This is a genomic window from Candidatus Binatia bacterium (genome assembly GCA_026415395.1).
Lineage (GTDB): Bacteria > Desulfobacterota > Binatia > HRBIN30 > HRBIN30 > HRBIN30.
Map to the genome: position 1 here is coordinate 109093 of JAOAHD010000007.1, position 23050 is coordinate 132142.

Here is a 23050-nt window from a genome sequence, read left to right on the forward strand (position 1 = left end):
TCGTTACCCGAGCACGCCGGCCTGCACCAACGAACCGAGGACGCACGTCTCTAAGCCGGCCTCCGGATCGAGGCGTGCGTAATAGAACCCTCGCTCGTGACACCCAGCGCGCAACGCGGCGAGATGGCGCTCCAACGCTTGCTGATACGCAGTGCGGCTTGCGGCATCCCACTGCAACGTGCGCTCTTCCCCGGTTTCCGCGTCGCGCACGGTAAGCACGCCGTTTGGCACCGGCGGCGAGAGGTGGCTGCTCGGCAACAGGTGGAGAGCCACCACCGTGAGCCGTCGGGCGGCTAACCACGCCAGGGCCCGCAGCGACTCCTCGGGTGGGTAATAGAAGTCGGAGAGTATAAGGACCGTACCGGGAAGGAGTGGATGGGAGAGAAAACTGGCCACTGCTGCGGTTAGGTCCAGGCGGCCCCTGGGACTTAGCGCCTCGAGGAAGCGACACGCCTCTAAGGCGCGCTCGCGCTGGCGCCACCGGGGAGAAATTCGGCAGTGGGGTGGCGATGCCGCCAGTGCAGCCAGCGCCACCGGCTCGTTTCGCCGCAAGCAAACGTAAGCGAGCGCGGCTGCAAGTCGGCAGGCAAAGTTATGGACGCTGTTGTCCGCGTGCGCAACAGCCATCGAGGCGGAAGTGTCGAGCAGAAGATAGGCAGCACTTTCGCGCTCGGCACGGAAGACGCGAACCAGCAGCTCGCCCGTGCGCGCGTAAGCGTTCCAGTCGAGGTGGCGCAGGTCTTCACCCCAAGCGTACGGACGAAATCCGTGCACCTCGAAGCCTTGTGGGGCCGGGGAGCTGCGGGCTCGGACCTGCCCTTCGCGCAGCGAGGTCGGGCGCGGAACGATCAACTGCAAGCGGTCGAGCTTGTGGACAAACTCCCGGTCGAGCAAAACAGGTCGCTCCGTCGCCGACCGTAGTGGGGGCTGAGCACGGCTTCGACCAACGCGCAACATACCTGCCTCAAGCTCGCAAGCGCCGGGCCCGTTCCAAAATTCCCTCCACCAGCGATCCCGCTTCGATGCCTTCCGCCAGCGCGGCAAAGTTGACGACCATGCGATGGCTCAGTGCGGGCACCGCCACGGCGTCGATGTCGTCGTAGGTGACGTGCACGCGACCATCGAGTAGGGCGCGCACCTTAGCCCCGAGCAACAGCGCTTGCCCTCCGCGCGGGCTTGCCCCGAAACTTACGTACCGATCGATTTTTTCATCCGGACCCAAAGGGGCGTCGCCGGCGGGCACGAACTTCGAAGTCGACGGCATGGTGGCCTGCACCAGTGCGGCCGCATACGACTCGATGCGGGGCGCTGCCATGACTTGCCGCACCAGCGCCCGCAGCCGTTCGATTTCCTGCGCCGCAACTGCCGCCTCGAACAACGGAGCGAGATGCACCTCGCTCTCTCCGGTGGTGCGGGCGAGAATGCGCCGGAGCTCATCGTGCGTCGGATAACGTAAGACCACTTTGAAGAAAAAGCGGTCGAGCTGAGCCTCTGGCAGCGGATAGGTGCCCTCCATTTCGATGGGGTTTAACGTTGCGAGAACGAAGAACGGTCGCGGCAGCGGATAGGATTGCCCCGCCACGGTGACTTGAAGCTCAGCCATGGCCTCGAGTAAGGCCGACTGGGTTTTCGGAGTGGCGCGGTTGATCTCGTCGGCCAGCAGCACGTGCGTGAACAATGGCCCGGGCTGAAAGCGGAACGTGCGCTGGCCGCCTTCGTCGATCAAAATGCGCGTGCCCGTGATGTCGGCGGGCATTAAGTCGATGGTGAACTGCACTCGAGCAAAGCTCAGGTTCAAGAGCTCTCCGAGGCTACGAACAATAAGGGTTTTGCCGGTTCCCGGCAGTCCCTCGATCAGCACATGCCCGCCAGCAAAGAAGGCAATGAGAATTAGCTCGAGGTGCTCCTCGTGCCCCACGATGACGCGCCCGAGCTCTGAGCGCATGCGGTTGAAGGTATCCACGAAAACCTGAATGCTGCGTTGCGGTGGGTTCATGGACGCTGCGACCTGGAGAACAACTGCTTAGCCAGTGCCTCATATTCAGGCGGCAGAAGCGGTTTTTGTACGAACGCCGCGGCTGACCGGGCATCGCCTTCGGCTGCTGTGTCGCTGAATCCTGCCGCTCCGGCAGGGTTTCGCTGGCCCTGCTTTTGGCTGCCAAGGGAAAGCGAGTTTGCCACCGGGAGCTGAACGACGAGCGGCTCTCCGCGACGGCCACTGAACGAAGCTGCTGGATCAGCGCTTGCCGCATACAAGCTTGCGCCATCGGTGCCGCTGCCCGCCGAGCCCTGTGCACCCGAGCGCGGGGCCGGCGATTCGGGCCGCTGTCGAGGCTCGAGAGGGTTCGGTTGCGATTCCCGTTCACCTTGTTCCCGCGCACGCTCGCGCCCGGCGGATGCAAGCGCGCTAGGAGATTGCCGCTGCTCTTGCTCTCCCGCTGCCTGATCCCGAACTGGCTCGCGGCCCGCACCCGGCTCGCGCGCTCCAGCAAGCTTTTGTTGCGGGCTCTGCCCTTGCCTGGGGTTGCTCTCGAACAGCCGTTCGTGGCTCTCGCTTTGATCCTGGCCGTGGCCGCGAGAGCGATGAGCTTTGGCAATGCCCGGTGCTCGGCGTGCGTTGCTGGCGGAACGCGCAGTGCTGCTTTCGGCGGCGTGATTTACGGTGGTTGTATCGCTGCTCGCCTGAGAGCTTTGTTCCCCGGAGTCCGCGGAACCAACGCCCGTGTCGAACTCGCTAGGGGCTACCGGCTGCGACCCTGCGGCCTCTGCAGCATGATTGGAATCAGCCTGTGCCCGAATGGCAGGGGCTGGAGCGCTTGCAAGTTTTTCGCGCTCGGCGTGGATTGGGTTGCTGTGAGTCCACGCCCAGGTGAACAAAAGAAGTCCGCCCGCCAATACCAGCAAGGGTTTTTTCGGACGCCAAGGAACAAGTTTGGTGGGCTCGTAACGTGGCGCCAGCCGGAGCAGTTGCAGCAAGAGCACGGAAAATAGAGGCGAGCGTTGGGACAACTCGGCCATCGCCACAAAAGTCGCTAAGCGCAAATCGAGTTGCGCTTGGCGGTCCACCCAGGCGGCGATGGCCTTGGGATCGAGCTCGCGCTCACCTAACGCGCTGATGATGGCGGCGAGCAGTATTGTAAGAGCGCAAAAGAGCACCGCGAACCACACCCAGTGGTGGGCGAAGGCGCTGTGGTCGAAGTACCACACCGCCGCGCCGAAGCCCGCAAGTGTGGTTCCGAGCGCGTAGCCCAGGGCGTGCAATCGCACCCGCATTTGCAGGCGAATGACAATTGCCTGCAGGCGCTCTTCGATGTCGCGCGCGCTCAGAGAAATGGCGGCCATGGTTCAACTCACGCACCGAACATAGTCGACGCCTTTTGGAGGGGTCAACGCACCGCCAGCCGATCCGCGGTTGGCGCCACGGTGAATTGGGCGTCGCCCTGGTTGGCCTACGTTCGCCGGAAGAGACGTTGCTCTCAGCAACGCGCGCGTGGTAGCCCTGGTAACCGTCGACTCGGGTGGTCGTGTTGTGGCTGAGCGAGGTAGAAACACTCCCAGGAGAGCTCCGCGGCTCATGCTGCGTCGGATGGGCTCACGCCCCACAGCGGTTGCTCGGGTGAGGGTTGGTGGTGAGGAGCTTCTCGATCCGCTGAGTGAGGATTTTGTCGTTTGGCTTCGCCGCCGTTTGCTCCGCTGGTACCGGCAGCAGGCGCGGCCGTGGCCGTGGCGAGCGTCGTCCAACCCGTACCAGGTGTGGATTGCGGAGGTCATGTTGCAGCAAACTCGTGTGGAGGTTGTAGCCACGGCATTTCCGCGGTTTGTTGCCCGGTTCCCTTCACTGGAAGGGTTGGCTGCAGCCGATACCGAAGAGGTTGTCGCCGCCTGGTCCGGCCTCGGGTATTACGCGCGGGCGCGGAACCTCCACCGCGCAGCGCGTTGGTTAGTGCAGCACGGCTATCGCGAGTTTCCGCGCGATCCGGCGGTTGCGCAGAAACTGCCCGGAGTGGGCTCGTACACTGCAGCCGCAGTGCTGTCGATTGCCTATGGGAAACCGATCCCCGCGCTCGACGCCAACGTGCGGCGGGTGCTGCGCAGGCTGCTGGGCCGCGAAAGCGCAACCGGCACCGCAATCATTCAACGCGCGGCAGCGCGGCTTCTTGCTCGACGTGCGCCCGGGAATTGGAACCAAGCGCTGATGGAACTCGGGCAGCGCATTTGCACCCCGCGCACCGCCCAGTGCGAGCGATGCCCGTGGAAGGCTCGTTGTCCGAGCGCAGGAAGCGCTGCGCAAATTTTGGCAGGGGCACCGCCAGTTGGTGTGCGCCGCTCCGAGCCGGTGATCGAACTTGTGGTCGATCTGGTATTTGCGCCGACCGGTCAGTTGCTCGTTGAGCGCGGGGCGTTCCCTTATCTCCGGCACCTGTGGATGCCCATCGTGCGTGAGCGTGGTCGAGACAATCGTGAGCAGGATGTCGGCCAGGCGTTGGTTCTCGGTTCCTTCCACCACGCCATTGTGAAGCGCCGCTTTCGCGCAGAGGTGCGGGCGCGGAGCGAATCGCCGAAGAAAATCGAGCGCTGGCTCCGTGCTGCGCCTCCGGGGAGCGAGCGCCGCCTCGTGACTGCGGGCGAGTTGCAACGCCTCGGCCGCTCATCGTTGCTTCTCAAGGCATGGCAGCTTTGGGAGCGATCCTCCGGCGAGGTGTTACTGCGTACCACGCTTGCCTAGGGTGACACGCAGCCGAAAGGAGGAGCGTGGCGGCGCTCGCGTTGTAGGGGCGACGCATGCTTCGCCCCGACGATCGCGTTGGTCCCGGGTCCCCGGATGGCAACGCGCGTTGCACCGGTCGCCACACCATGGGGAATCCGCGTCTTCCCGGCCCGCCATTCACCATTCGCTATTTCCCACCGGTCGCCACTCGGTGCTCACTGCTCCCCGGTCGCCCCATCACCCGCGGCTAACGCCGTACTCTCTCCCGCTGGGGCGCGAGGGTGTAGGGTCATATCGCGGGGTGAGTACACGTGCGGCAAACGTGCAGAGCCCAGCAAGAGATCATCCCTTTCCCCCGTGAGGGGGGGAGGGAAACAGGGTGAAGGGGCGCCAGTGCTCGAATGGGCACGGTGCCGCGCTGTAGCACCGTAGGGGCGACGCATGCGTCGCCCTTACGACCATGTCGAAGGCGGGTGCCGCGATGGCCAGGCGCGTGGCATCGGTCGCAGCACTACTGTGGATCCAAGTGGATCCAAACCACTCTCCATGCTCCGCTCGCCACTCGCACCTCACTCTCAGCACCGCGGAAGGAGTAGACGCGCTCCGGGATGGTGCCACCGTGTTGAGTTCCGCGCGACGATGCAGTAACGCCGAGCAGCGCGAGGTGCACATGCGGAAATACCGAGTCATTCAATGGGCCACTGGGCATGTCGGCAAGCATGCTTTGCGTGCCATTGCCCAGCATCCCGAGCTGGAGCTCGTGGGGGTTTGGGTCTCCAGCCGAGAGAAAGTTGGGCGCGACGCGGGCGAGCTCTGTGGCATTCCCCCAATCGGCATCAAGGCCACCAACGATGCAGAGGCGCTCATTGCCACACCGGCCGACTGTGTCTGTTACACCGGTGCGACGGACTACCGGCCGGCCGAGGCCATTGAAGATATGTGCCGGCTATTGGCCGCGGGAAAGAACGTCGTCACGAGTTCCTTCGTGCCGTTGATTTACCCTTGGCAGGTCGTCCCCGCGTTTGCCGAGCAACTGGAAGAGGCCTGCCGTCGCGGGCAGACGAGTTTTTACTGCTCGGGCATCGATCCAGGCTTTTCCCCCGATGCGCTGCCGATCACGCTCTCGAGTTTGTGCGAGCGTATCGATTCCATCCGCGCACAGGAGATTTTCAATTACGCCACCTACGATCAGCCGCAAACGCTTTTCGAGGTGATGGGCTTCGGTAAGCCACCGGGAACACCGGTGCCCTTGCTCATGCCGGGTGCTTTATCGATGGCGTGGGGTGCGTCGGTGCGCATGGTGGCGGATGCTTTGGGGGTCGAGCTGGACGGAATCGAGCAGCGCCATGAACTCGAAGTTGCGCCCGAGGACTTCGCGATTTCCTGCGGAACGATTCGCAAGGGTACGGTGGCGGCACTCCGCTTCGAAGTCATGGGGATGGTCGGTGGGGAGCCACGCATTGTGGTGGAACACGTCACCCGCCTGCGCGACGATTTGGCACCGCACTGGCCACAAGGTGTCGGGCCAGGGACCTATCGGGTGACCATCGAAGGCATGCCTTCGCTACGGTGCGATTTGCAGGTGGGCTTCCACAGCGTCGACCACAACATCGACGGTTGCGTGGCGACGGCCATGCGTCTGGTGAACGCCATTCCTGCATTGTGCCAAGCAAGCCCGGGCGTGAAAACCTATCTTGACTTGCCGTTGACCCCGGGCCGTCATGCCTTGCGGGTGCGCGGCAACTGAACTCAGCGGAGCGAGGGCGAAGCGATGGTCGGCGTGCACGCCGCTTTAGCTTTCGACCCACATGCCCTGAGTTTTTCGCGCGCAATGCGCAGGCCCGGTTCTGCGCGGAGCCCTCGTTTCTTACGGCGGAGTTCGGTATAAGGGGCGCCGTGTCGCAACAGCCCACAACACACGTTTTCCGCCGTGGACGCGGAGATGAGCAGCGTCCGCGGCTTGTCGAATCGCACACAGGAGTTGTGTGGCGGAGCGGTGCGAGGGCGGTCTTCTCCTGTGCAATTGCTCGAGGAGAGACGCAATGACAGACACCGTGCATCGTTTTGCCCCTCGCCACTTGGTGTGTGGCTTCGCATCACCATACCATCTGATGCAGCAGGGCACGCTGAGGCTGGTGAAGGGGCGGGGAATTTACGTTTGGGACCAACATGGGCGCCGCTACATCGATGGGCTTGCCTCGCTCTGGAACGTGGCGGTCGGCCACGGGCAGTCGAGCATCGCCCGCGCGGTCGCGCGGCAAATGGATCTCATTGCCTATGCGCCCACCCTTCTGGGATTTTCCTCGCAACCGGCTGAAGAGCTTGCCCGCCGCATCGTGCGGCTTGCCCCGCGCGGCCTCACCCGCGTGCTGTTTACCTCCGGCGGGTCGGAAGCCAATGAGTCGATCATCCGCCTCGTGCGCCTTTATTGGCGGCTCAAAGGGCATCCAGAAAAATACCGGATTGTCACCCTGAACCGCGGCTACCACGGCTCATCGACGGGCGCTGCGAGTCTGACCGGCCTGCCGTATTTCCACCAATACTACGAGCCGCTGATGGAGGGCGTGTTGCGGTTGCCGCGCCCGCACTGCAGCGCCTGCGAGCTCGAACTCGAGCACCCAGCCTGTGGCCTGGCTTGCGCCAACCAACTGGAGGAAACGATCGAGCGCGAGGGGGCGCACACCATCGGTGCCATTTTGGTGGAACCTGTTCAAGGCGTGGGCGGAGTTATCGTGCCGCCAGACGGGTACCACCAGCGCCTGCGCGAGATTTGTACGCGACACAACATCTTGTTTGCCTGCGACGAGGTGATCACGGGCTTTGGTCGGCTGGGTTACCCGTTCGGAATCCAGCGTTGGCGGGTGACACCGGACTTAATCTCGTTCGCGAAAGGTGTCACCAGTGGGTACCTGCCGCTGGGTGGTGTTTTGCTGAGCGAAGAGATTTATCGCACCTTGGTGGAGGCCGGCCCGGATTTTTCTCTCCACCACGGCTTTACTTATTCGGGACACCCAGCGGTGTGTGCGGCGGCCTTGGCCAACTTGAATCTCATGCGCCGCCGCCGGTTGATGTCGCGAGCACGCCGCCTGGAGGTTTACTTCGCAAAATTGTTGGAACCGGTGCGACGCCATCCGACCGTGCGCGAAACCCGCGTGATTGGCCTGATGGCTGCGGTTGAGTTCCACGAAGGAGTCGCGCCGGGAGGTGGGCAGTGGCCCTTTGCGGTGCGGGTCCGGCAAGCGTGCTTGGAACGCGGCCTGATCGTGCGTGCGAGTGGAAATGTGGTCGCCCTGTGCCCGCCGCTCGTGGTGAAGACGGCCGAACTTCGCCAGATCGTCGACACGCTGGACCAGGCAATTGCAGCGGTGAGTTCGGAGCAGGCGACCGCGGGGACGCGCGCCAGTCGGGCAAACGGTTGAGCCCTCGGCAGCGAGCCCCTACACGTAAGCCCCATGCGACCGAAAATTTACGTGGATGGCCAGGAGGGTACCACCGGTCTGAGAATCCGGGACTGGCTGTCGTGGCGCGGCGATCTCGACCTCATTGTGCTGCCGCACGCCCAAAGGAAAGATCCGGAAGCCCGCTACGAAGCCATGGCCGCCGCGGACGTGGTGATTCTCTGCCTACCCGACGAGGCTGCGCGCGAAGCGGCGCAGTGGGCGGCAAAGGCAGGCACGCGCCTAATCGACGCCAGCACAGCCCACCGCGTACATCCGGACTGGGTGTATGGCCTCCCGGAACTCAGCCCAGAACAGGAAGCTGCGATTCGTGGCGCCACGCGGGTCGCGAATCCTGGCTGCTATGCATCCGCGTTTATCCTTTTGGTTCGTCCGTTAATCGATGCTGGTCTCGTGGAGCCCGAGGCTCCGCTGGTTTGCCATGCTCTCTCCGGCTACTCGGGTGGCGGTCGGGCACTGATCGAGCGCTGGGAAGACCCCGAAGCGGGGCTTGCCCAACTGCCCTACGAGGCACCCTACGCCCTGCAGCGTGTTCATAAGCATATCCCGGAGATGATGCGCTACACGGGGCTCGTTACGGAACCGTACTTCGAACCCGCAGTGGGGCCGTTTCGCTGCGGGATGCGGGTGCAAATTCCCCTGCACGCGCGACACCTGCGCGGCACGCCGCGGCAAGTGTGGGATACCCTGGCGGAGCGGTACGACGGGCAGGCTTTCGTGCGTCTCCATCGTTACAGCGAAAACGGCGAGCTGGCCGAAGACGCGCTGAGCCCGCTTGCTTGCAACGACACCAACCGCATGGAGTTGCACGCGATCCCTCATCCTTCGGGGCACGTGCTCCTCGTTGCCGTGCTGGATAACTTGGGCAAGGGTGCCGCCGGCAGCGCGATTCAAAATCTGAACCTCATGTTGGGTTTGCCGGCGCACACTGGGTTGCCTGCGTGAAGTCGCGCACGGCTGGGCGGGCCCTTCTTTGAGAGCGCCGGAGCTAGCTGACAAGTGAGCTCAGCGGGCTCGTAGTCGGGGTGGACGCGCCGCTAGCGCTGGGCGCCTTTGTGTGTCGAGGGGCGGTTCCTCCGCGCGCTGCAAGGGCGCGGCTATGCCATTACCAACACGCCCGTGCCCTCGAGCCCGTCGAACTTGAGCCGCCGGAGGACCTCGTTGGCCTCGTGCAGCGGAAACACCCGGACGCGTGCCCGGATCGGAATGGCTGCGGCGAGGGCGAGCAGCTCTTCCGCATCAGCGCGGGTGTTGGCAGTGACGCTGCGCAGGTTTTTTTCATAAAACACATGGCGCTCGTAATTGAGCGGAGGAATGTCGGTCAGGTAAATTCCGGCAATCGCTAGCGTGCCGCCGCGATCGAGCGCTTCCAGAGCGGGGTGTACGAGGTGGCCCACGGGAGCGAACAAAATGGCCGAGTCGAGTGGCACGGGCGGCTTGTCCTGGGAGTCCCCTACCCACACCGCACCCAAGGCGAGTGCGAGCTCGCGGTGCTTTGACTCGCGCGTCATGACGTACACTTCGCACCCCCAGTGACGCGCTACTTGGATGGCAATGTGGGCCGAGGAACCGAAGCCGTACATTCCTAAACGGCAACCCGGACGCGTTTCGGCGCGGCGCAGTGCGCGGTAGCCAATGATGCCAGCGCAAAGCAGCGGTGTGGCCTCGGCAGCACCAAGTTCAGGCGGGATCGGGTGGGCAAATTCTTCTGGTACGACGGTGTACTCGGCGTAGCCGCCGTCCGCGTGGTAACCGGTAAAGCGCGCGTTCGGGCATAAGTTCTCCTGTCCGGTGCTGCAGTACCGGCAAGTTCCGCAGGTCCACCGAAGCCAAGCAATCCCCACACGATCGCCGACACGAAAACGCCTGGCTCCCAGACCCAATTGCGCCACTGTGCCTACCACTTGGTGGCCCGGCACAACGGAGTCGCGAACCGGCGGCAAGTCGCCTTCCACTACATGCAAGTCAGTGCGGCAAACGCCACAAGCTTCGACCCGCACGAGGAGTTCTCCCTCTCCAGGCTGAGGCTCGGGCAGCTCAGCGAGCTCGAGCGGCAGCTCTTCGATGGGCTTTGGTTGTCGCAGGACCATTGCCTTCATGTCGCACTCTCCAACATGCTTGTTCGCTAGAAGAAGAGCGCTGGCAAGCCCCAGCCCACTTGCTGCTCTCGCTGATCCAAGGGCCTCTGGGAGGGTGTTGGAGAAAGCCGCGACACTATCCGCTCGATTGATTCGAGGTGTTTCGGAGCTCGCAGCGCCATGCCCGGCAAGCCGCAAGAACCCGTGATGCGGGTTTAGAGCTCGACTTTGTGCAGGCGCACGTGCGGTGCGTACTCGAGAAAGGGGGCGAGCGTGTGCAGCTTGTATTCCTTTTCGTAGCAGATGCGCACGATGCCGGTGTTCACGAGAACCTTGAAGCAGTGGATGCACGGGGTGTGGGTGATGTAAATCGTTGCATCGCGGATCGAGGTGCCGTTTTTCGCCGCCTGCGCAATGGCGTTGATTTCTGCATGGATCGTGCGGAAGCAGTTCTCTTCCACCTCTCCAGTGGGGGTGGTTGAACGGTAGATGAGGCAGCCAACGTCCAGGCAGTGCGGCAGGCCAGACGGCGCGCCATTGTAGCCGGTGGCGAGGATGTTTTTGTCGCGCACGATTACTGCCCCCACCTTTGCCCGTAAACAGGTGGAACGCTCAGCAACGGTGCGCGTGATGGTGAGAAAATACTGGTCCCAGCTCGGACGCACGAGATTGGCCATGGTTACGCTTCCTGCAAACCAAGTTCTCGCAGATTTTCCCGTTCTCGCTCCATCGGCACACCCTCGCGCTGCATCGATTGTGGAGATTGCATGGGAGCGATTGGCTTCGGCACGAACAGCACCACGAACAATAAGCAAGTCAGGAGAAACCCAAGCCGCCGCCAGCCGCGCAGCGGGATCCAGTCGGTGCGGGTCGGCGGATGGTCGAAACCGAGTAACAAGGGAAATAGCGCCCAGAAGTACCAACCAGGCCAGAAGAACAAGGCGCAGGCCACCACCGCCACCCACGCGATGCGTGCCCACAGGGCATGCCGGCGACCGAAAAAGGCGTAAGTTACGTGCCCGCCGTCGAGCTGCCCCATGGGAAGCAAATTCAACACGGTGACGAAGAAGCCCACCCAGCCGGCAAAGGCGACGGGACTAAAGTAGAGCGCGTAGCCGTCGGGCACCGTGCCGTGCACCCACTGCACGAGCGCTTTGGTGAGCAAGGAATCGCCCAGCTCGATCCCCAAGCCATCTGCAGGAAGCGGTTCGATGCGGGATTGCTGCAAGCCAATGACAAAGGCCACCACGGCGGCAACAAACCCAGCCCATGGCCCGGCGGCTCCGACGTCGAACAGCGCAGCGCGACTATACGGAATTGCCTCCATGCGAATGAAGGCGCCGAACGTCCCGATAAAAAATGGCGGTGCGGGCAAGAAATACGGCAAGCTAGCCGGCACGCGGTGATAGCGGGCGGTGAAATAGTGACCGAGTTCGTGAATGGTAAGGATCGACATGAGCGCAATTGCAAAGGGCAGTCCTGCCCAAATGCCGCTCGGATTTTGCAATAAATCCACACCTTCGAGCAGAGCACCATTGATGGTCACGGTGCCGAAGGTGACGAGAAACAGAACTAAGTGCAGCCAGAGTCGCGGTCGTCGCGCCGGCGGTGCCGGCGGGGTCAAGACGCGGTACCGATCATCGACACGGGGCGTGATCGGTTCCACGCCTTCCCTAGTTGCCGGTGGCGTGGGCATCCCGTTCTGTTGCCACCACCTCATCGCCGACACCTGCTTGCAGCAAGCGTTGCGCGTTGCCGTTTCGCTGGGCGATCTCCACGAGCTCCCAACTGCCAAATAGCGCCCCCAAGCCCCCGGCGGGCAAGCTGGCGTACGTGGGCACGAGTCCGTGAATCCATGAGTTGCGGATCCTAAACCAAAGCCGCTCGGGAGCAAAGTGCGCCAGGCTGGCTGCATCGAAGTTGGTAATCAAATTGCCGAAGCGGTCGACATACAAAACGCGGCCAACCAGCGCACTGCCCGCAGGCGCCGGTCTCGGGAGGTCCAGTTCGATCGGGTCTTGTACTTCCGGACCAAGCTCACTGAAGTCCACCCCAGCGAGCAAGTGGCCAGCCACCGCGGCAAAGATGTCTCGACCGTGGAAGGTGTTCGACACGGGATGCAAGAACAGCGACCGGTTTGCCAGCACGCGCACTTGCTCGCGCTGATTGCGGGCAGCCGCCAAGGTGAGGAGCCCATTGTCCGGACCGAGAAACACTTGCCCGCCGCTGGCAATGGCGAGCGCTCTCCGTTCTGAGCCCACCCCTGGATCGACCACTGCCACGTGAATTGTGCCGGCGGGAAAAAAACGCACCGCGCTCCGCAACGCTAGGGCACCGAGCAGCACTTGCTGCGGGGGGATTTCGTGGGTCAAGTCGACAATGGCAGCGTCGCGCGCCCGCGCTAGGATCACACCTTTCATGATGCCGACGTAGGGGTCAGCCGAGCCGAAATCCGTCAGTAACGTTACGATCCCCGCGCGCGGCATAGACGCCGACCGTTAACCTTCAGCAGCATCCGCTCGGTATGCGAGCCCTTCCACCAAGCGGTGCGGTTCGCGATTCCAAGCCCCGATCCATTTCTCGATCACCCGCTCCGCAGGGCAGCTGCCTTTGCGCGTCCAGTCGCGCACCGGTTCGAGGTACATCGCTTCGCTTTCTTCGCCGGGCGGCCGTTGCCGATCGAGGCCGTACTCGGCAATCGCCACTAGCTCGCGGGCAAGTTCGCGTAACTCCACGCGGCGAAAGCGCGCGTGCAGTCCTTGCCGGTGAGCGTGGTGGTACACCTCGAGCCGCTCTTCCCAACGCCAATGTTTCACCAAGTCCCACGCGGCCAGCAGTGCATCGCTATCGTAAAACACGCCTTTCACCAGTGCCGGCACGGCCAGCATGAACTCCGGTGGCTGGCTGTCAACCGAGCGAATTTCGATGTACCGCTTCATCCGTGCCTCGGGGAACAACGTCGTGAGATGCGAGTTCCAATCGGCCAATGTGGCACGTTCCCCCTGGTAACCGTGTTGCCAAAACTCGCGGAAGGTCAGATGAGTCATGTCGACCCATCGGTCGCCACGAACGATGAAATACATAGGCACGTCGAGTGCGTATTCGACGTAGTCCGCGAACCCCGCCGCCGCCGAAAATACGAAGGGCAAGAGACCACAGCGAGCCGGGTCGGTATCGGTCCAGATGTGGCCGCGATAGCTCAAAAAGCCATTTAAATCGCCGTCACTGAGCGGCGAGTTCGCGAACATGGCGTTCAGGATGGGCGCCAGGGCATTGCCGAGGCGCAGCTTCGCCATGGCGTCTGACTCGCTGGCAAAATCGATGTTCACTTGCACCGTGGCGGTTTGTTTCATCATCCGGTGTCCGAGTGTGCCCACCCTTTCCATGTAGGGGGCCATGATGCGGTAGCGGCGCTTCGGGACCCATTCGATTTCCTCGACACGACTGAGGGGCTGCATGCCGAGTCCGATGAAGGCGATGTCCAACTCGCGCGCGACGGTCACGATCTGGCGCACGTGTTCGCGAAACTCTCTCCCTGCTTCGTGTACGTTTCGCCACTGTTCTCCACTGAGTTCCAACTGGCCACCAGGCTCCAACGTGATCGAGGCGCGCTCGCCAGCGAGGGCAATCACCCGGCCGTCTTCGACCACAGGGGTCCAGCCGAAGCGGTCGGCCATGCGGCGGAGAATTTCTTCGATTCCGCCGGTAAACGGAGCTGCGGTGCCATCAGCAACGCGCACGCCTACCTTCTCGTACTCGGTACCGATGCGCCACTGCTCGCGCGGCTTGCAGGCCGCCTCGAAGTAGCGCACCAAGTCGTCGTACGACTCGACGGGCACCTCTTCAGACACATTGGCCACATATTGAGACATCGCGGTTCCGCCCAGCGTGAAACGGCTCCAAATTACCCGTGTTGTTTGCGTTGGCGCAAGCCAGAGGCGGCTGGGGCCCCCTTGCGCGCCGCGGGGCCGACGGCGCTCGTTTCAAGGCTGCGGCCTGTGCGGGATGCGGTGCTTCTCCGCAACCTCAGTGCACCGCGGACAATCCCTGGTGATGGAAAAAGCGCTGCTTCGCGATTTCGACGAGGAGCAAGTAGCTGAACAGGATTGCGGCCAAGGCAACGAAGAACAGCGGCGGAAGCGGAGCAAAGCCGAGGTACGGGGCCAAGGGAGAAAACGGCAGTAGTGCGGCAGTGGCAACCACAGCCATGGCGGCTGCGGCCAGCGTCGGATGTGGGCGGCTGCGGAACGGGTTGCGGCGCGTGCGGATTACGAAAATCACCAGGACTTGCGTGGCCATCGATTCCACAAACCAGCCGGTGTGGAATAGGGTTTCATTGGCGGCAAACCAAGCGAGCAACAGGTAGAAGGTGAGGAAATCGAAGATCGAGCTGATGGGGCCGATGCGCACCATGAAGTCGCGCACGAAGCGCATATCCCAGCGGCGTGGCTGGCGCAGGTCTTCCTCGTCCACTTCGTCGAGCGGCAAGGGAATTTCCGAGAAGTCGTACAGCAGGTTGTTGAGCAAGATTTGCATCGGCAGCATGGGCAAAAAGGGCAGGAACAACGTGGCGCCCGCCATGCTGAACATGTTTCCGAAGTTGGAGCTGGTAGCCATCATGATGTACTTCATCACGTTGCCGAAGGTGCGGCGCCCTTCACGAATGCCCGCGTAGAGGACGCCGAGGTCTTGCTGTAAGAGCACGAGTGTGGCGGCGTGTTTGGCCACGTCGACAGCCGTGTCGACGGAGATCCCGACATCCGCAGTGTGCAGCGACGGAGCGTCATTGATGCCGTCGCCGAGGTAGGCGACGACGTGCCCGCGCGCTTTGAGTGCCGACAAGACGCGATTTTTTTGCATCGGATCGAGGCGGCAAAACAGGTTGCACTCTTCCGCCCGAGCCTGGAGGGCTTCTTCGCTGAGGTGGGCAATGTCGGCGCCGGTCAGGACCCCAGTGACCGGCAGCCCGAGTTGGGCGCACACGTGGCGGGTGACGGCTTCGTTGTCGCCGGTAAGGACTTTGACCGCGACGCCGCTCTCGCCCAGAGCCCGAATCGCGCCCGCGGCCGAGGCCTTGGGCGGATCGAGAAACGCGGCAAAGCCAGCGAAGACCAACTCGCTTTCGTCGCTCACACCGGCGTGGTCGCGGGTGGGCTCGGTTGCACGCCACGCGATCCCGAGCACGCGGAAGCCCTCGCTGCTCAGTTGCTCGAAGAGCGCTGCCGCACGTTCCCGATGGGCATCGTCGAGCGGCAGCGTGTCGCCGGAGGTTGCCTCGTACGCCGCGCACAAGCGGAGAATTTCTTCCGGCGCGCCCTTGACCACAAGCACGCGCTGGTGGTCGCGCTCGAGCAACACCGACACCCGGCGCCGGTCGAAGTCGAACGGCACTTCGTCAATCTTACGCCACGAGGAGGCATTAATCTCCCGATGCTCGAGGATGGCTTCGTCGAGCGGGCTTTTGAGCCCGGTTTCGAAGAAGCTGTTGAGGTAAGCAAGCTCCAATACCCGTTCGCTTTCATTGCCGTCGATATCCACGTGCCGCTCCAAGCGAATCTTCGCCTCGGTGAGCGTGCCCGTTTTGTCGGTGCACAACACGTCGACGGCGCCGAGATCCTGGATCGCCGAGAGTCGCTTCACAATTACTTTTTCTCGTGCCATGCGCAGCGCGCCGCGGGCGAGGGTGACCGACACGATCATCGGCAAGAGCTCGGGAGTGAGGCCGACGGATAACGCCACAGCGAACAGAAACGATTCGAGCAGCGGCCGTTCAAAGAGGAGATTCACCAGCAGCACGAACAGCACCAAGCCGGCCGTGAAGCGCATGATCAACAGCCCGAACTGGCGCGTGCCCATTTCGAACGCGGTCGGCGGAGCGGGGCGTTGCAGCGTGCCGGCAATGCGACCGAGCAACGTGCGCGGGCCAGTGCGCAACACCAGCAACCGGGCCGTGCCGCTAATGACGGAACTGCCCAGGAACACGGCGGAAGCCGAGTCCGGCGTGAGCTCTTCTGTGGCGGCTGCGGGCAGAGCCGCACTCGCTTGTTTTTCCACTGGATACGGCTCCCCAGTGAGCCGCGCTTGGTGCACGAACACATCCCGGGCCTCGATGAGCTCACCGTCGGCCGGCACCAGGTCGCCGGCGGCGAGCAGCACGACGTCGCCGGGGACGATGGCGGAGAAGGGGAGCTCACGTACCACGCCATCGCGCAGCACATGCGCGGTGAGCGCCACGCGCGCTGCCAAGGCTTCAGCCGCGCGCTCGGCGCGGTACTCCTGGACGAAGTCCAGGGTGACACTCAGCAACACAATCACTGCAATAATGCCAGCGCCGGTAACGTCCCCCACCGCAGCCGAGAGGGTGCTGGCAAACAGCAACACCAACACGAGTGGGTTGCTGAAGCGGGAGAGAAACTGGCGTAGCGGCCCGCCACGATGAACAGCACCGAGTTCGTTGGGCCCATAGTGTTCGAGGCGTTGTTCCGCTTCATGGCTCGATAAGCCCAAACGCGCGTCCGGCACGGCAGGTGTTGCTTATCACGACGGTGCGGCGGATTTCGACCGGAATCATGGCGCCCCGAGGGATCCGGTGCGGCGTCAGAGCGGAAGCTCGCGGAACACGAGTGCCGCAGCCGGGGAAGCGGACCTCACGGGCCGGCGCTCCGAGCGCACGGGCGTCGTAGCGGTTATGTGTGGGCGCGATGCTTGTTCGAAGAGTCCGTGCGAAAGGAGCGCGGGCGGCGCGCCCGTGAGCCGTGCGGTGCTCCCGTTTTTCTGTCGCGCGGCATGAGCCTGAGCGCGAGCGATGTGCGTCGAGCTCGACAGCAGCCAGCCGCTCGTACTGCGAGCTTCGACGCCGCGGACCACAAGGCAGCAAAGGTTCAGATTTGTAGCGAGGGTTGCACTACCGTTGGAGAAGCTTTTGGGCCGCTTCTGCAAAGGCCTTCGCAGCCTCTTCGTTTTCCGGCTCCGTGAGGTTCGGCACCGGTGCTGGAATTTGGACCCCGCGCTGGCAGGCCGGACGGGCTGCCATTTGATCCATCCAGCGCCGCAAATGGTCGAGGCCATCGATGGACACTCCCGACCACTTGTACGTTCGCACCCAAGCCCAATTGGCAATGTCCGCAATCGAATAGTCACCCGCCAAGTATTCGTGCTCCGCGAAGCGCGTGTTCAGCACTTCGAAGAGTCGCCGACACTCGTTTTGGTAGCGTGCGATGACCGCCGGAATCTTTTCCGGAAAGTACCGGTAGAACACGTTGGCCTGGCCCATCATGGGACCAATGCCCGCCATCTGGAACATGAGCCACTGGAGAACCAACGAGCGCCCCTTCGGATCTTGCGGCATTAAGCGACCAGTTTTCTCGGCCAGGTAAACGAGAATGGCGCCCGATTCGAAAACCACAAAGTCGTCGTTGTCGTGGTCGACGATGGTGGGGATCCTCCCATTGGGGTTGAGCCGCAAATACTCGGGGCGCTTTTGCTCCCCAGCGAGAAGATTGACGACCCGCACTTCGTAGGGAAGACCGAGTTCTTCAAGCGCGATGGAAATCTTCCAACCGTTCGGCGTTGGGGCCGTATACAACTCGATCATGCGCGGGGCTCCTCTCCTGGTCAGTCTCCTAACTGCAGTGCACTGACGCGTCGCCTCGCTTTGGTCAAGCCCCACCCGCGGGGCGTGGCTTCCACGATTTCGGGCAAAGGGAGCACCCGCAGGCAAACGTCAACGGTAGGCCTCCGTCTCAAAGGCGCCGTTGGCTCTCCCGCGAGGCAGGCACTCGACCGAGTAGCCGGTGCGCTGCCGCAGGCTCAGTAGTTCAGGCTGCGCTTACGCGCGCGCAAATTGCGCCGACTTCCTTTGGTTTTGAAGTTGCGCGGCTCGTCGCGATAAGGTGGTGCCCCGGCAGAAGCTGCCCAGCCCACCGTGGGCGTGTTCGAGCGCGGGCGCGGTGAACCAAACGAACGCTGGGGCCGCTCCTCGGCAAGATTGACGCGCAGCTTGCGCCCGTCGAGCTCTTGCCCGTCGAACCGGCCAATCGCTTGCTGCGCCTCGTCGCTGGTGGCGAACTCGACGAAGGCAAAGCCTCGTGGACGCCCGGTTTCACGGTCGGAAGGCATGTAGATGCTGAGCACCTGGCCGACTTCGGAAAACGCTTCCGACAATTGTTGTTGCGTGGTGCGGAAATTGAGATTGCCGACAAAGACCTTCGTTGAAATGGCGTGACTCCTTCTCGTTCGAGCTGACTTACCGTTCCTTCTTCTTCCGTAAACAAGCCAGCCCGACGCCGGCGTCACGAAAACAAGAAACAACGATGGGGTTCGATTAGCACCTGATTGCCAGCTCTGTCTAGCCTACCTCGTGGTTTTTCCTCCGCCGCCAGTGCCGCAGCGGATCTGGTTGTTCCTCAAGGTTAGTCTTGCGTCCCCGCGCCGCAGGCATCGCTCTGCGAGGGGAGAAGCTGGCGCACTCGACGGAGTGCTTCCTCCGATCGGGCAACTTCGCCCCGGCGTTTTGCCAACTCTGCGAGGGCGCACCAAGCCTCCCACTCACTTGGCTGTTGCTGCACTAACTCGCGGTAACCTTGCTCCGCTTCAGCGGTTTGCTGGCGGAGCCGAAGCACGAGCAAATCCGACAAGGTGCGTTCCTGCACGGGCAAGCGATTGCTCAACAGTAAGGCGTTCTGGCGTGCCTGCGCAGCACGCTCGCTGTGTCCAAGCCGTCTGGCCACTTCAGCTAAGCGATAGTACGCGAGCGCAAATTGCGGGTCTTCGGCCACGGCGCTGTCGAGTTGTTCTTCAGCCGCGGGCAAGTTGCCCTCTTGCAAGTGTTCTTCGGCGCGGAAGTAGGCAAGCAGCGCGGGGAAGGAATCGGAAGTCACGGCCGCCACACGTGCGATGCGGATTTGCTCGGTAGCAACACGCCCGGCTTCGAGTTCTTCGGCCAAGCGGTCGACCACTCCGGCGAGCCGACGCAATGCTCCGCTGGCCCGCGCAGCGGCGCGCGGAACCGGATCCGTAACGTCGTACCACTGGACTTCAGCTTCGACCTGACCTTGGGCAACCCGCACGCGACCGAGCACGAAGGCGGCGGCTCCCAGTTCTAGGGCGCGCTGGCGCGCCGTGTGGGCGTCCCAGACCACGGGTGCTCCGGTCGCAGGGAGCAGACACTGCCCAGGAATGCGCCGCCAGGGACCGTTCCCGCTCAACCGATGAGCAAGCAAAAGAGCCGTGCCCGAAGCCACAGCACGGCTCTCGTCGTCCGCCGGAACGAGAGGAAACACTGCTACCGTGCGCACGGCCTCGCGCACCGATGGGGAGGAAGAAGCGTTCTGTTCGCGGATGCGTTGCCACATCACCGCACCGGCAACCACCCCAATCAGCACGAGCAACAGAAGGAATCGACTGGGCAGGGTACGCATGGAAATTCGGCTGCGGTCGGTGCGCACGAGGGGCCCGTGGCTGGCTCTGATCGTTAGCGCGCAGCCACCGCGGCCTGCAGCCGCGCTGCGGGCGGAACGCTAACTAGCCACCATAAAAAACCTTTTCGCCCAGCTCCTTGAGCCACAAAATGGCATCGTCCGGCCGAGCCTCGATAGCTTGCCGCACACCGGCAGCGACCACCTCTCCGACAACCACGGAGTGATCACCTCGTTCGAGAAACTCGACCACGCGCGACTCCACGTACGCCGGGCAACGCACGAGCAGTGGGGCGCCGGTGACTCCGCGCTCGAATGGTTCGCCTGAGATCGTGTTTCCTTCCTTGGCTGCAGGTTTGAAAAAAGTGAACGCTAACGATTGCTGCCCCTTGCCCAGCATGTTCAGAGCAAATGAGCCTGTTTCTTTGATGAGCGCATGGGCATTGGAGTCGGCCTTGACGCCGACAACCACGAGTGGCGGTTCGAACGCTGCCTGCGTTACCCAGTTCACTGTGGCGGCAGCGACATCACCGCGTTCGTTCTCCGCGGTCAGGATATACAGGCCGTACGGAATCATGCGTAAGGCAGTTTTCTTTGCGGCTGCATCCATCTCGAACTCCTTTCTCTAGACTTGTTGCAGTGAGAGGACCTCAAGCGTAGTCCCGCACCGAGCGTGCGAGCAAGGCACCAAGCTGGCGAGTGCACCCGGTGAAGTCAACAGTGGCGTATCCCGCCGTGCAGGGACCGGCGGACATGACGTTTGGAACTTGGAGAAGCTTGTCGCGGTTGGTTCAGCAGGAAGATTGGCGTTGGGGCGAGCTGCGGCCCGGCAGTCGGTCACGGACGACGTCCGGAAGGGCTCCGCGGCAGGCGCCGGTTGTCCTCTTTCGTCTACAGATTCGTGGTGGTACGGCGTTCCCTGCTGCTGACGGTGGAGCGTGGGCCGGGTGTTCGATCGCCGCCCAACGTTCGCAAGCCGCTGATAAGGAGGCCGAGATGATTGTCGAAAACCGTTTGTATCCGGATGCCGGCCAGATCGCGCATTTGCAAGACGAAGCTTCTCCCGATGGCCCAATCGTGATGGTGAATTTGCTCAAGTTTCGGGAGAAAGCGCAATATCCGGACGGGCGCGATGCGCACCTCTCCGGCCGGGAGGCTTACATGCGCTACGGAATGGAAGTGGCGAAGCTGGTGGAGGCGAGCGGAGGCCGGATCCTGTTTGCCGGGAACGTCACCTTTCTCACCATCGGCGCTGCCGAGGAGTTATGGGACGAGGTTGTGCTTGTCGAATATCCCAGCCGCGCTGCGTTTCTGCGCATGGCCATGTCGCCGGAGTGGCGGGCAATTGAAGTACATCGTGAAGCTGGTCTCGAGGGGCAGCTCAACATCGAAACCGTACCGCTCATGCGCGAGTTCGGCAGGTGAACAGCGTGACCGCGGATTCGCATTCGTAGGCGCGGATGCCATTCCTGCCACCATCGATGAACGTCACGTGCTGCGGTTTGCCGCTGGCAGCGTCGTTTCTATTTCTTCTGAGTGCATTGGCCGTTCGTGCCCGAGCCCATCCCCAGGCCGGCGGCCGCTTGCGCGGAAACGATGAGCGCGGGGCGCGAGAGCTCGACGGCCTCGGCTGCAGCACCCACTCTGGTGATTTCGCGGCGTTCTTCCTGACCCTCGGTGCGGGCATTCTGCAAGTGCGCCAAACGGGGATGTGTGTGGCGCATGGAGCCTGAAAAGATCGGCGGCTTTGAGCGGTGGAGCTAGAGTGCTCAGCGATTGCCCCGTGCGAGCGCAGAAAAACCGAGCAGCAGAAGCAGCGCGAATACGAAGGTAGCAGCCGGGAGGGCCACCGCGGGCACAGAGGCGGCGACCGAGGCCGGGGTGGCGGGCCCGCCTTGGTCCACGATCATGCCGTCGACTGCGGTGTCGTCACCGGGCTCGCCATCGGTGAGTTCGAAGCTGATGGTGTTGCCGGATACTAGGACCATGGCTGCGGGGTTCACATCGGCCAGCGTATAAAACACCGGCGGCGTGCCGCCGGGCGTCGTCGGTCCGTGCTTGCGAAACGTTATGCCGGCGAGCGAGTCAGCACCTTCGACCGTGAGTTGTACGAGAGCGTGGCCGTTAGGGCAGCCCGTCAAGGTGAAGCCAACGAGCCCATAAGGGTAGGAGAACTGCGCGTCGGAACCGAGCTGGTTTTCTGCAAACGCAGCAACGTTGTTGTTTTGCGCACAGTTGGTTTGCAAGATCACACAGCCGCGCCCGGTGGCCGTGGGCGAGGCAGTGAGGTTGGCCTGTGTCTTCGCTCCAGGCAGGCAACTCTCTTCGATGACGTCGTCGACCCCGTCACAGTCAATGTCCGGAAGGATCTCCGGGCAGGCGCCTGTTGCGTCGCCTTCGAACGCGGTGAGCGCAACCGTCGCTGACGAGGAGGCCACGACGATGCGCCAGAACGGCTCGATCACCGTTGCCTGAACAGTTCCCGGTCCTGGCTGGGATACGTGGCCGCTCGTTCCAAAACTTTGGTCCATGCTGCCATCGCCCGGTAGCAGCCGGCCGACAAACTGGGTCCGTGCCGTGACCACAATCTTGCCATTGGTTTGGATATCGACATCGACCACATCATCGGAGACACCACTGGGGGTCAACTTGCCGCCGGAGCCGAAGCTCGGGTCGAGTTGCACATTCGACTGGTAGCGCGCCACCCGAGCAGGGGGGGGACCCCCTTCCAGCAACAACGATTTTGCCGTCGGCTTGCAAGGCGAGGCTGTTTGCCAGGTCGCCGGCAGTGCCGTAGGCCCCCATGTCGGTGATGACGATACCGTCGCTGTCAAAAGAGGGATCGAGAGAACCGTTGGACTCGTATCGGACGATGGCCCAGTCGTTAAGGGCACTGTCTCGGTCTTGGAAGCCTGACACGACGATCCTTCCATCCGGCTGCAGGGCGATGTCGAGTGCTCCATCGATTGCAAACAAATGCGTGAGGGGGTAGTCGTCCCCGCCGCCGAAGGATGGGTCGAGCGAACCGTCCGCAGCGTTAGCGCGCAGAACCAGAATATCGTCTCCCCCGAACCTGATAAACCGTCCTGCTGCTAGAATTTGGCCGTCCGGCTGGATCACCAGCGATTTGATCTCGGCCTGGAACCCGGTCAGGGCCACTCCGCCGTCGCCGAATGTCGCATCGAGGCTGCCGTCGTCGTTGAGCCGTACAAGCGCGCCGAAATTGCTTGCACAAGGCGAAGACCCGGTCTGCCCCCCAGTACAATCTTGCCATCGCTTTGATGGCCGCCGCGCGGCACCCGAACCCTTGCGGGAAGCCTTGGCAAGTGAGGCCCGTTACCAGGACAGCACCGTTGGCGCCAAAGCTCGGATCGAGCGTTCCGCTGCTCG

At 62.9% G+C, this 23050-nt stretch carries 21 protein-coding genes; 6 read left to right on the forward strand and 15 right to left on the reverse strand.

Annotated elements, in window-relative coordinates; all coding sequences use genetic code 11:
* Positions 1-3: 3 nt before the first annotated feature.
* The 3 genes from N3C12_05070 to N3C12_05080 form a co-directional block, all read right to left on the reverse strand.
* A complete protein-coding gene (locus N3C12_05070; GenBank protein MCX8071805.1) occupies positions 4-894 on the reverse strand; it encodes a DUF58 domain-containing protein in 891 nt (296 codons plus the stop codon).
* Between the two features lie 70 nt (positions 895-964).
* Positions 965-1996 carry a MoxR family ATPase gene (locus N3C12_05075; protein ID MCX8071806.1) on the reverse strand — a complete coding sequence of 344 codons (1032 nt, stop codon included), beginning with the start codon at positions 1994-1996 and terminating at the stop codon, positions 965-967.
* The gene (locus tag N3C12_05080) at positions 1993-3342 is read right to left on the reverse strand and encodes a hypothetical protein (protein MCX8071807.1); all 1350 of its coding nucleotides are present in this window, start codon (positions 3340-3342) and stop codon (positions 1993-1995) included. Before N3C12_05080 ends, N3C12_05075 begins: the two co-directional genes overlap by 4 nt.
* 232 nt (positions 3343-3574) lie before the next feature.
* Between N3C12_05080 and N3C12_05085 the strand changes: the two genes are divergently transcribed.
* The 4 genes from N3C12_05085 (at position 3575) to argC (ending at position 9111) form a co-directional block, all read left to right on the forward strand.
* A complete protein-coding gene (locus tag N3C12_05085) occupies positions 3575-4726 on the forward strand; it encodes an A/G-specific adenine glycosylase (protein ID MCX8071808.1) in 1152 nt (383 codons plus the stop codon).
* Positions 4727-5378: 652 nt separating this feature from the next.
* A complete protein-coding gene (locus N3C12_05090; GenBank protein ID MCX8071809.1) occupies positions 5379-6455 on the forward strand; it encodes a diacylglycerol kinase in 1077 nt (358 codons plus the stop codon).
* 295 nt (positions 6456-6750) lie between these two features.
* Entirely contained in the window at positions 6751-8127 is a 1377-nt protein-coding gene (locus N3C12_05095) for an aspartate aminotransferase family protein (protein MCX8071810.1), read from the forward strand.
* A gap of 33 nt (positions 8128-8160) precedes the next feature.
* Entirely contained in the window at positions 8161-9111 is a 951-nt protein-coding gene (gene argC, locus N3C12_05100; GenBank protein ID MCX8071811.1) for an N-acetyl-gamma-glutamyl-phosphate reductase, read from the forward strand.
* A 152-nt stretch (positions 9112-9263) separates the two neighbouring features.
* Here argC and N3C12_05105 read toward each other — a convergent pair whose 3' ends face one another.
* The 10 genes from N3C12_05105 to N3C12_05150 all read right to left on the reverse strand — a co-directional run bounded on the left by N3C12_05105 (position 9264) and on the right by N3C12_05150 (position 20270).
* Complete coding sequence (locus N3C12_05105; GenBank protein MCX8071812.1) at positions 9264-10265, reverse strand: zinc-dependent alcohol dehydrogenase family protein; 1002 nt, start codon at positions 10263-10265, stop codon at positions 9264-9266.
* Positions 10266-10459: 194 nt separating this feature from the next.
* Positions 10460-10921, reverse strand: coding sequence for a dCMP deaminase family protein (locus N3C12_05110; protein ID MCX8071813.1), 462 nt, complete (start codon positions 10919-10921; stop codon positions 10460-10462).
* Positions 10922-10923: 2 nt separating this feature from the next.
* Positions 10924-11964, reverse strand: a complete 1041-nt coding sequence (locus N3C12_05115) for a site-2 protease family protein (protein ID MCX8071814.1) — start codon at positions 11962-11964, stop codon at positions 10924-10926.
* Positions 11918-12730, reverse strand: coding sequence for an SAM-dependent chlorinase/fluorinase (locus tag N3C12_05120; protein MCX8071815.1), 813 nt, complete (start codon positions 12728-12730; stop codon positions 11918-11920). The genes N3C12_05115 and N3C12_05120 overlap by 47 nt, the downstream gene beginning before the upstream one ends.
* A gap of 12 nt (positions 12731-12742) precedes the next feature.
* On the reverse strand, positions 12743-14116 hold the full coding sequence (locus N3C12_05125) for a glutamate--cysteine ligase (GenBank protein MCX8071816.1): 1374 nt from the start codon (positions 14114-14116) through the stop codon (positions 12743-12745).
* A gap of 154 nt (positions 14117-14270) precedes the next feature.
* Positions 14271-16766 carry a magnesium-translocating P-type ATPase gene (mgtA, locus tag N3C12_05130; protein MCX8071817.1) on the reverse strand — a complete coding sequence of 832 codons (2496 nt, stop codon included), beginning with the start codon at positions 16764-16766 and terminating at the stop codon, positions 14271-14273.
* A gap of 382 nt (positions 16767-17148) precedes the next feature.
* Positions 17149-17838 (reverse strand): glutathione S-transferase N-terminal domain-containing protein, encoded by a 690-nt coding sequence (locus tag N3C12_05135; protein ID MCX8071818.1) that lies wholly within the window; start codon positions 17836-17838, stop codon positions 17149-17151.
* Positions 17839-18053: 215 nt separating this feature from the next.
* Positions 18054-18461, reverse strand: coding sequence for an RNA-binding protein (locus N3C12_05140; protein ID MCX8071819.1), 408 nt, complete (start codon positions 18459-18461; stop codon positions 18054-18056).
* A gap of 194 nt (positions 18462-18655) precedes the next feature.
* Positions 18656-19663: a hypothetical protein gene (locus tag N3C12_05145; protein MCX8071820.1), complete on the reverse strand. Its 1008-nt coding sequence runs from the start codon at positions 19661-19663 to the stop codon at positions 18656-18658.
* A gap of 103 nt (positions 19664-19766) precedes the next feature.
* A complete protein-coding gene (locus N3C12_05150; GenBank protein ID MCX8071821.1) occupies positions 19767-20270 on the reverse strand; it encodes a flavin reductase family protein in 504 nt (167 codons plus the stop codon).
* 386 nt (positions 20271-20656) lie between these two features.
* Between N3C12_05150 and N3C12_05155 the strand changes: the two genes are divergently transcribed.
* On the forward strand, positions 20657-21085 hold the full coding sequence (locus N3C12_05155) for a DUF1330 domain-containing protein (GenBank protein ID MCX8071822.1): 429 nt from the start codon (positions 20657-20659) through the stop codon (positions 21083-21085).
* Between the two features lie 35 nt (positions 21086-21120).
* The gene (locus N3C12_05160) at positions 21121-21393 is read left to right on the forward strand and encodes a hypothetical protein (protein ID MCX8071823.1); all 273 of its coding nucleotides are present in this window, start codon (positions 21121-21123) and stop codon (positions 21391-21393) included.
* A gap of 36 nt (positions 21394-21429) precedes the next feature.
* Here N3C12_05160 and N3C12_05165 read toward each other — a convergent pair whose 3' ends face one another.
* Together N3C12_05165 and N3C12_05170 are read right to left on the reverse strand one after the other, a co-directional pair.
* Positions 21430-22344 (reverse strand): hypothetical protein, encoded by a 915-nt coding sequence (locus N3C12_05165; protein ID MCX8071824.1) that lies wholly within the window; start codon positions 22342-22344, stop codon positions 21430-21432.
* Positions 22283-22819, reverse strand: coding sequence for a delta-60 repeat domain-containing protein (locus N3C12_05170; protein ID MCX8071825.1), 537 nt, complete (start codon positions 22817-22819; stop codon positions 22283-22285). Before N3C12_05170 ends, N3C12_05165 begins: the two co-directional genes overlap by 62 nt.
* Positions 22820-23050 lie beyond the last annotated feature (231 nt).

Bases quoted from the DNA above. Each gene is read 5' to 3' on its own strand.
- N3C12_05075 (MCX8071806.1), bottom strand. From the start codon at position 1,996: ATGAACCCACCGCAACGCAGCATTCAGGTTTTCGTGGATACCTTCAAC.
- N3C12_05110 (MCX8071813.1), bottom strand. From the start codon at position 10,921: ATGGCCAATCTCGTGCGTCCGAGCTGGGACCAGTATTTTCTCACCATC.
- N3C12_05155 (MCX8071822.1), top strand. From the start codon at position 20,657: ATGATTGTCGAAAACCGTTTGTATCCGGATGCCGGCCAGATCGCGCAT.
- N3C12_05105 (MCX8071812.1), bottom strand. From the start codon at position 10,265: ATGAAGGCAATGGTCCTGCGACAACCAAAGCCCATCGAAGAGCTGCCG.
- N3C12_05080 (MCX8071807.1), bottom strand. From the start codon at position 3,342: ATGGCCGCCATTTCTCTGAGCGCGCGCGACATCGAAGAGCGCCTGCAG.
- argC (MCX8071811.1), top strand. From the start codon at position 8,161: ATGCGACCGAAAATTTACGTGGATGGCCAGGAGGGTACCACCGGTCTG.
- N3C12_05085 (MCX8071808.1), top strand. From the start codon at position 3,575: ATGCTGCGTCGGATGGGCTCACGCCCCACAGCGGTTGCTCGGGTGAGG.
- N3C12_05090 (MCX8071809.1), top strand. From the start codon at position 5,379: ATGCGGAAATACCGAGTCATTCAATGGGCCACTGGGCATGTCGGCAAG.
- N3C12_05150 (MCX8071821.1), bottom strand. From the start codon at position 20,270: ATGGATGCAGCCGCAAAGAAAACTGCCTTACGCATGATTCCGTACGGC.
- N3C12_05095 (MCX8071810.1), top strand. From the start codon at position 6,751: ATGACAGACACCGTGCATCGTTTTGCCCCTCGCCACTTGGTGTGTGGC.
- N3C12_05120 (MCX8071815.1), bottom strand. From the start codon at position 12,730: ATGCCGCGCGCGGGGATCGTAACGTTACTGACGGATTTCGGCTCGGCT.
- N3C12_05160 (MCX8071823.1), top strand. From the start codon at position 21,121: ATGCCATTCCTGCCACCATCGATGAACGTCACGTGCTGCGGTTTGCCG.
- N3C12_05145 (MCX8071820.1), bottom strand. From the start codon at position 19,663: ATGCGTACCCTGCCCAGTCGATTCCTTCTGTTGCTCGTGCTGATTGGG.
- N3C12_05115 (MCX8071814.1), bottom strand. From the start codon at position 11,964: ATGAGGTGGTGGCAACAGAACGGGATGCCCACGCCACCGGCAACTAGG.
- N3C12_05125 (MCX8071816.1), bottom strand. From the start codon at position 14,116: ATGTCTCAATATGTGGCCAATGTGTCTGAAGAGGTGCCCGTCGAGTCG.
- N3C12_05135 (MCX8071818.1), bottom strand. From the start codon at position 17,838: ATGATCGAGTTGTATACGGCCCCAACGCCGAACGGTTGGAAGATTTCC.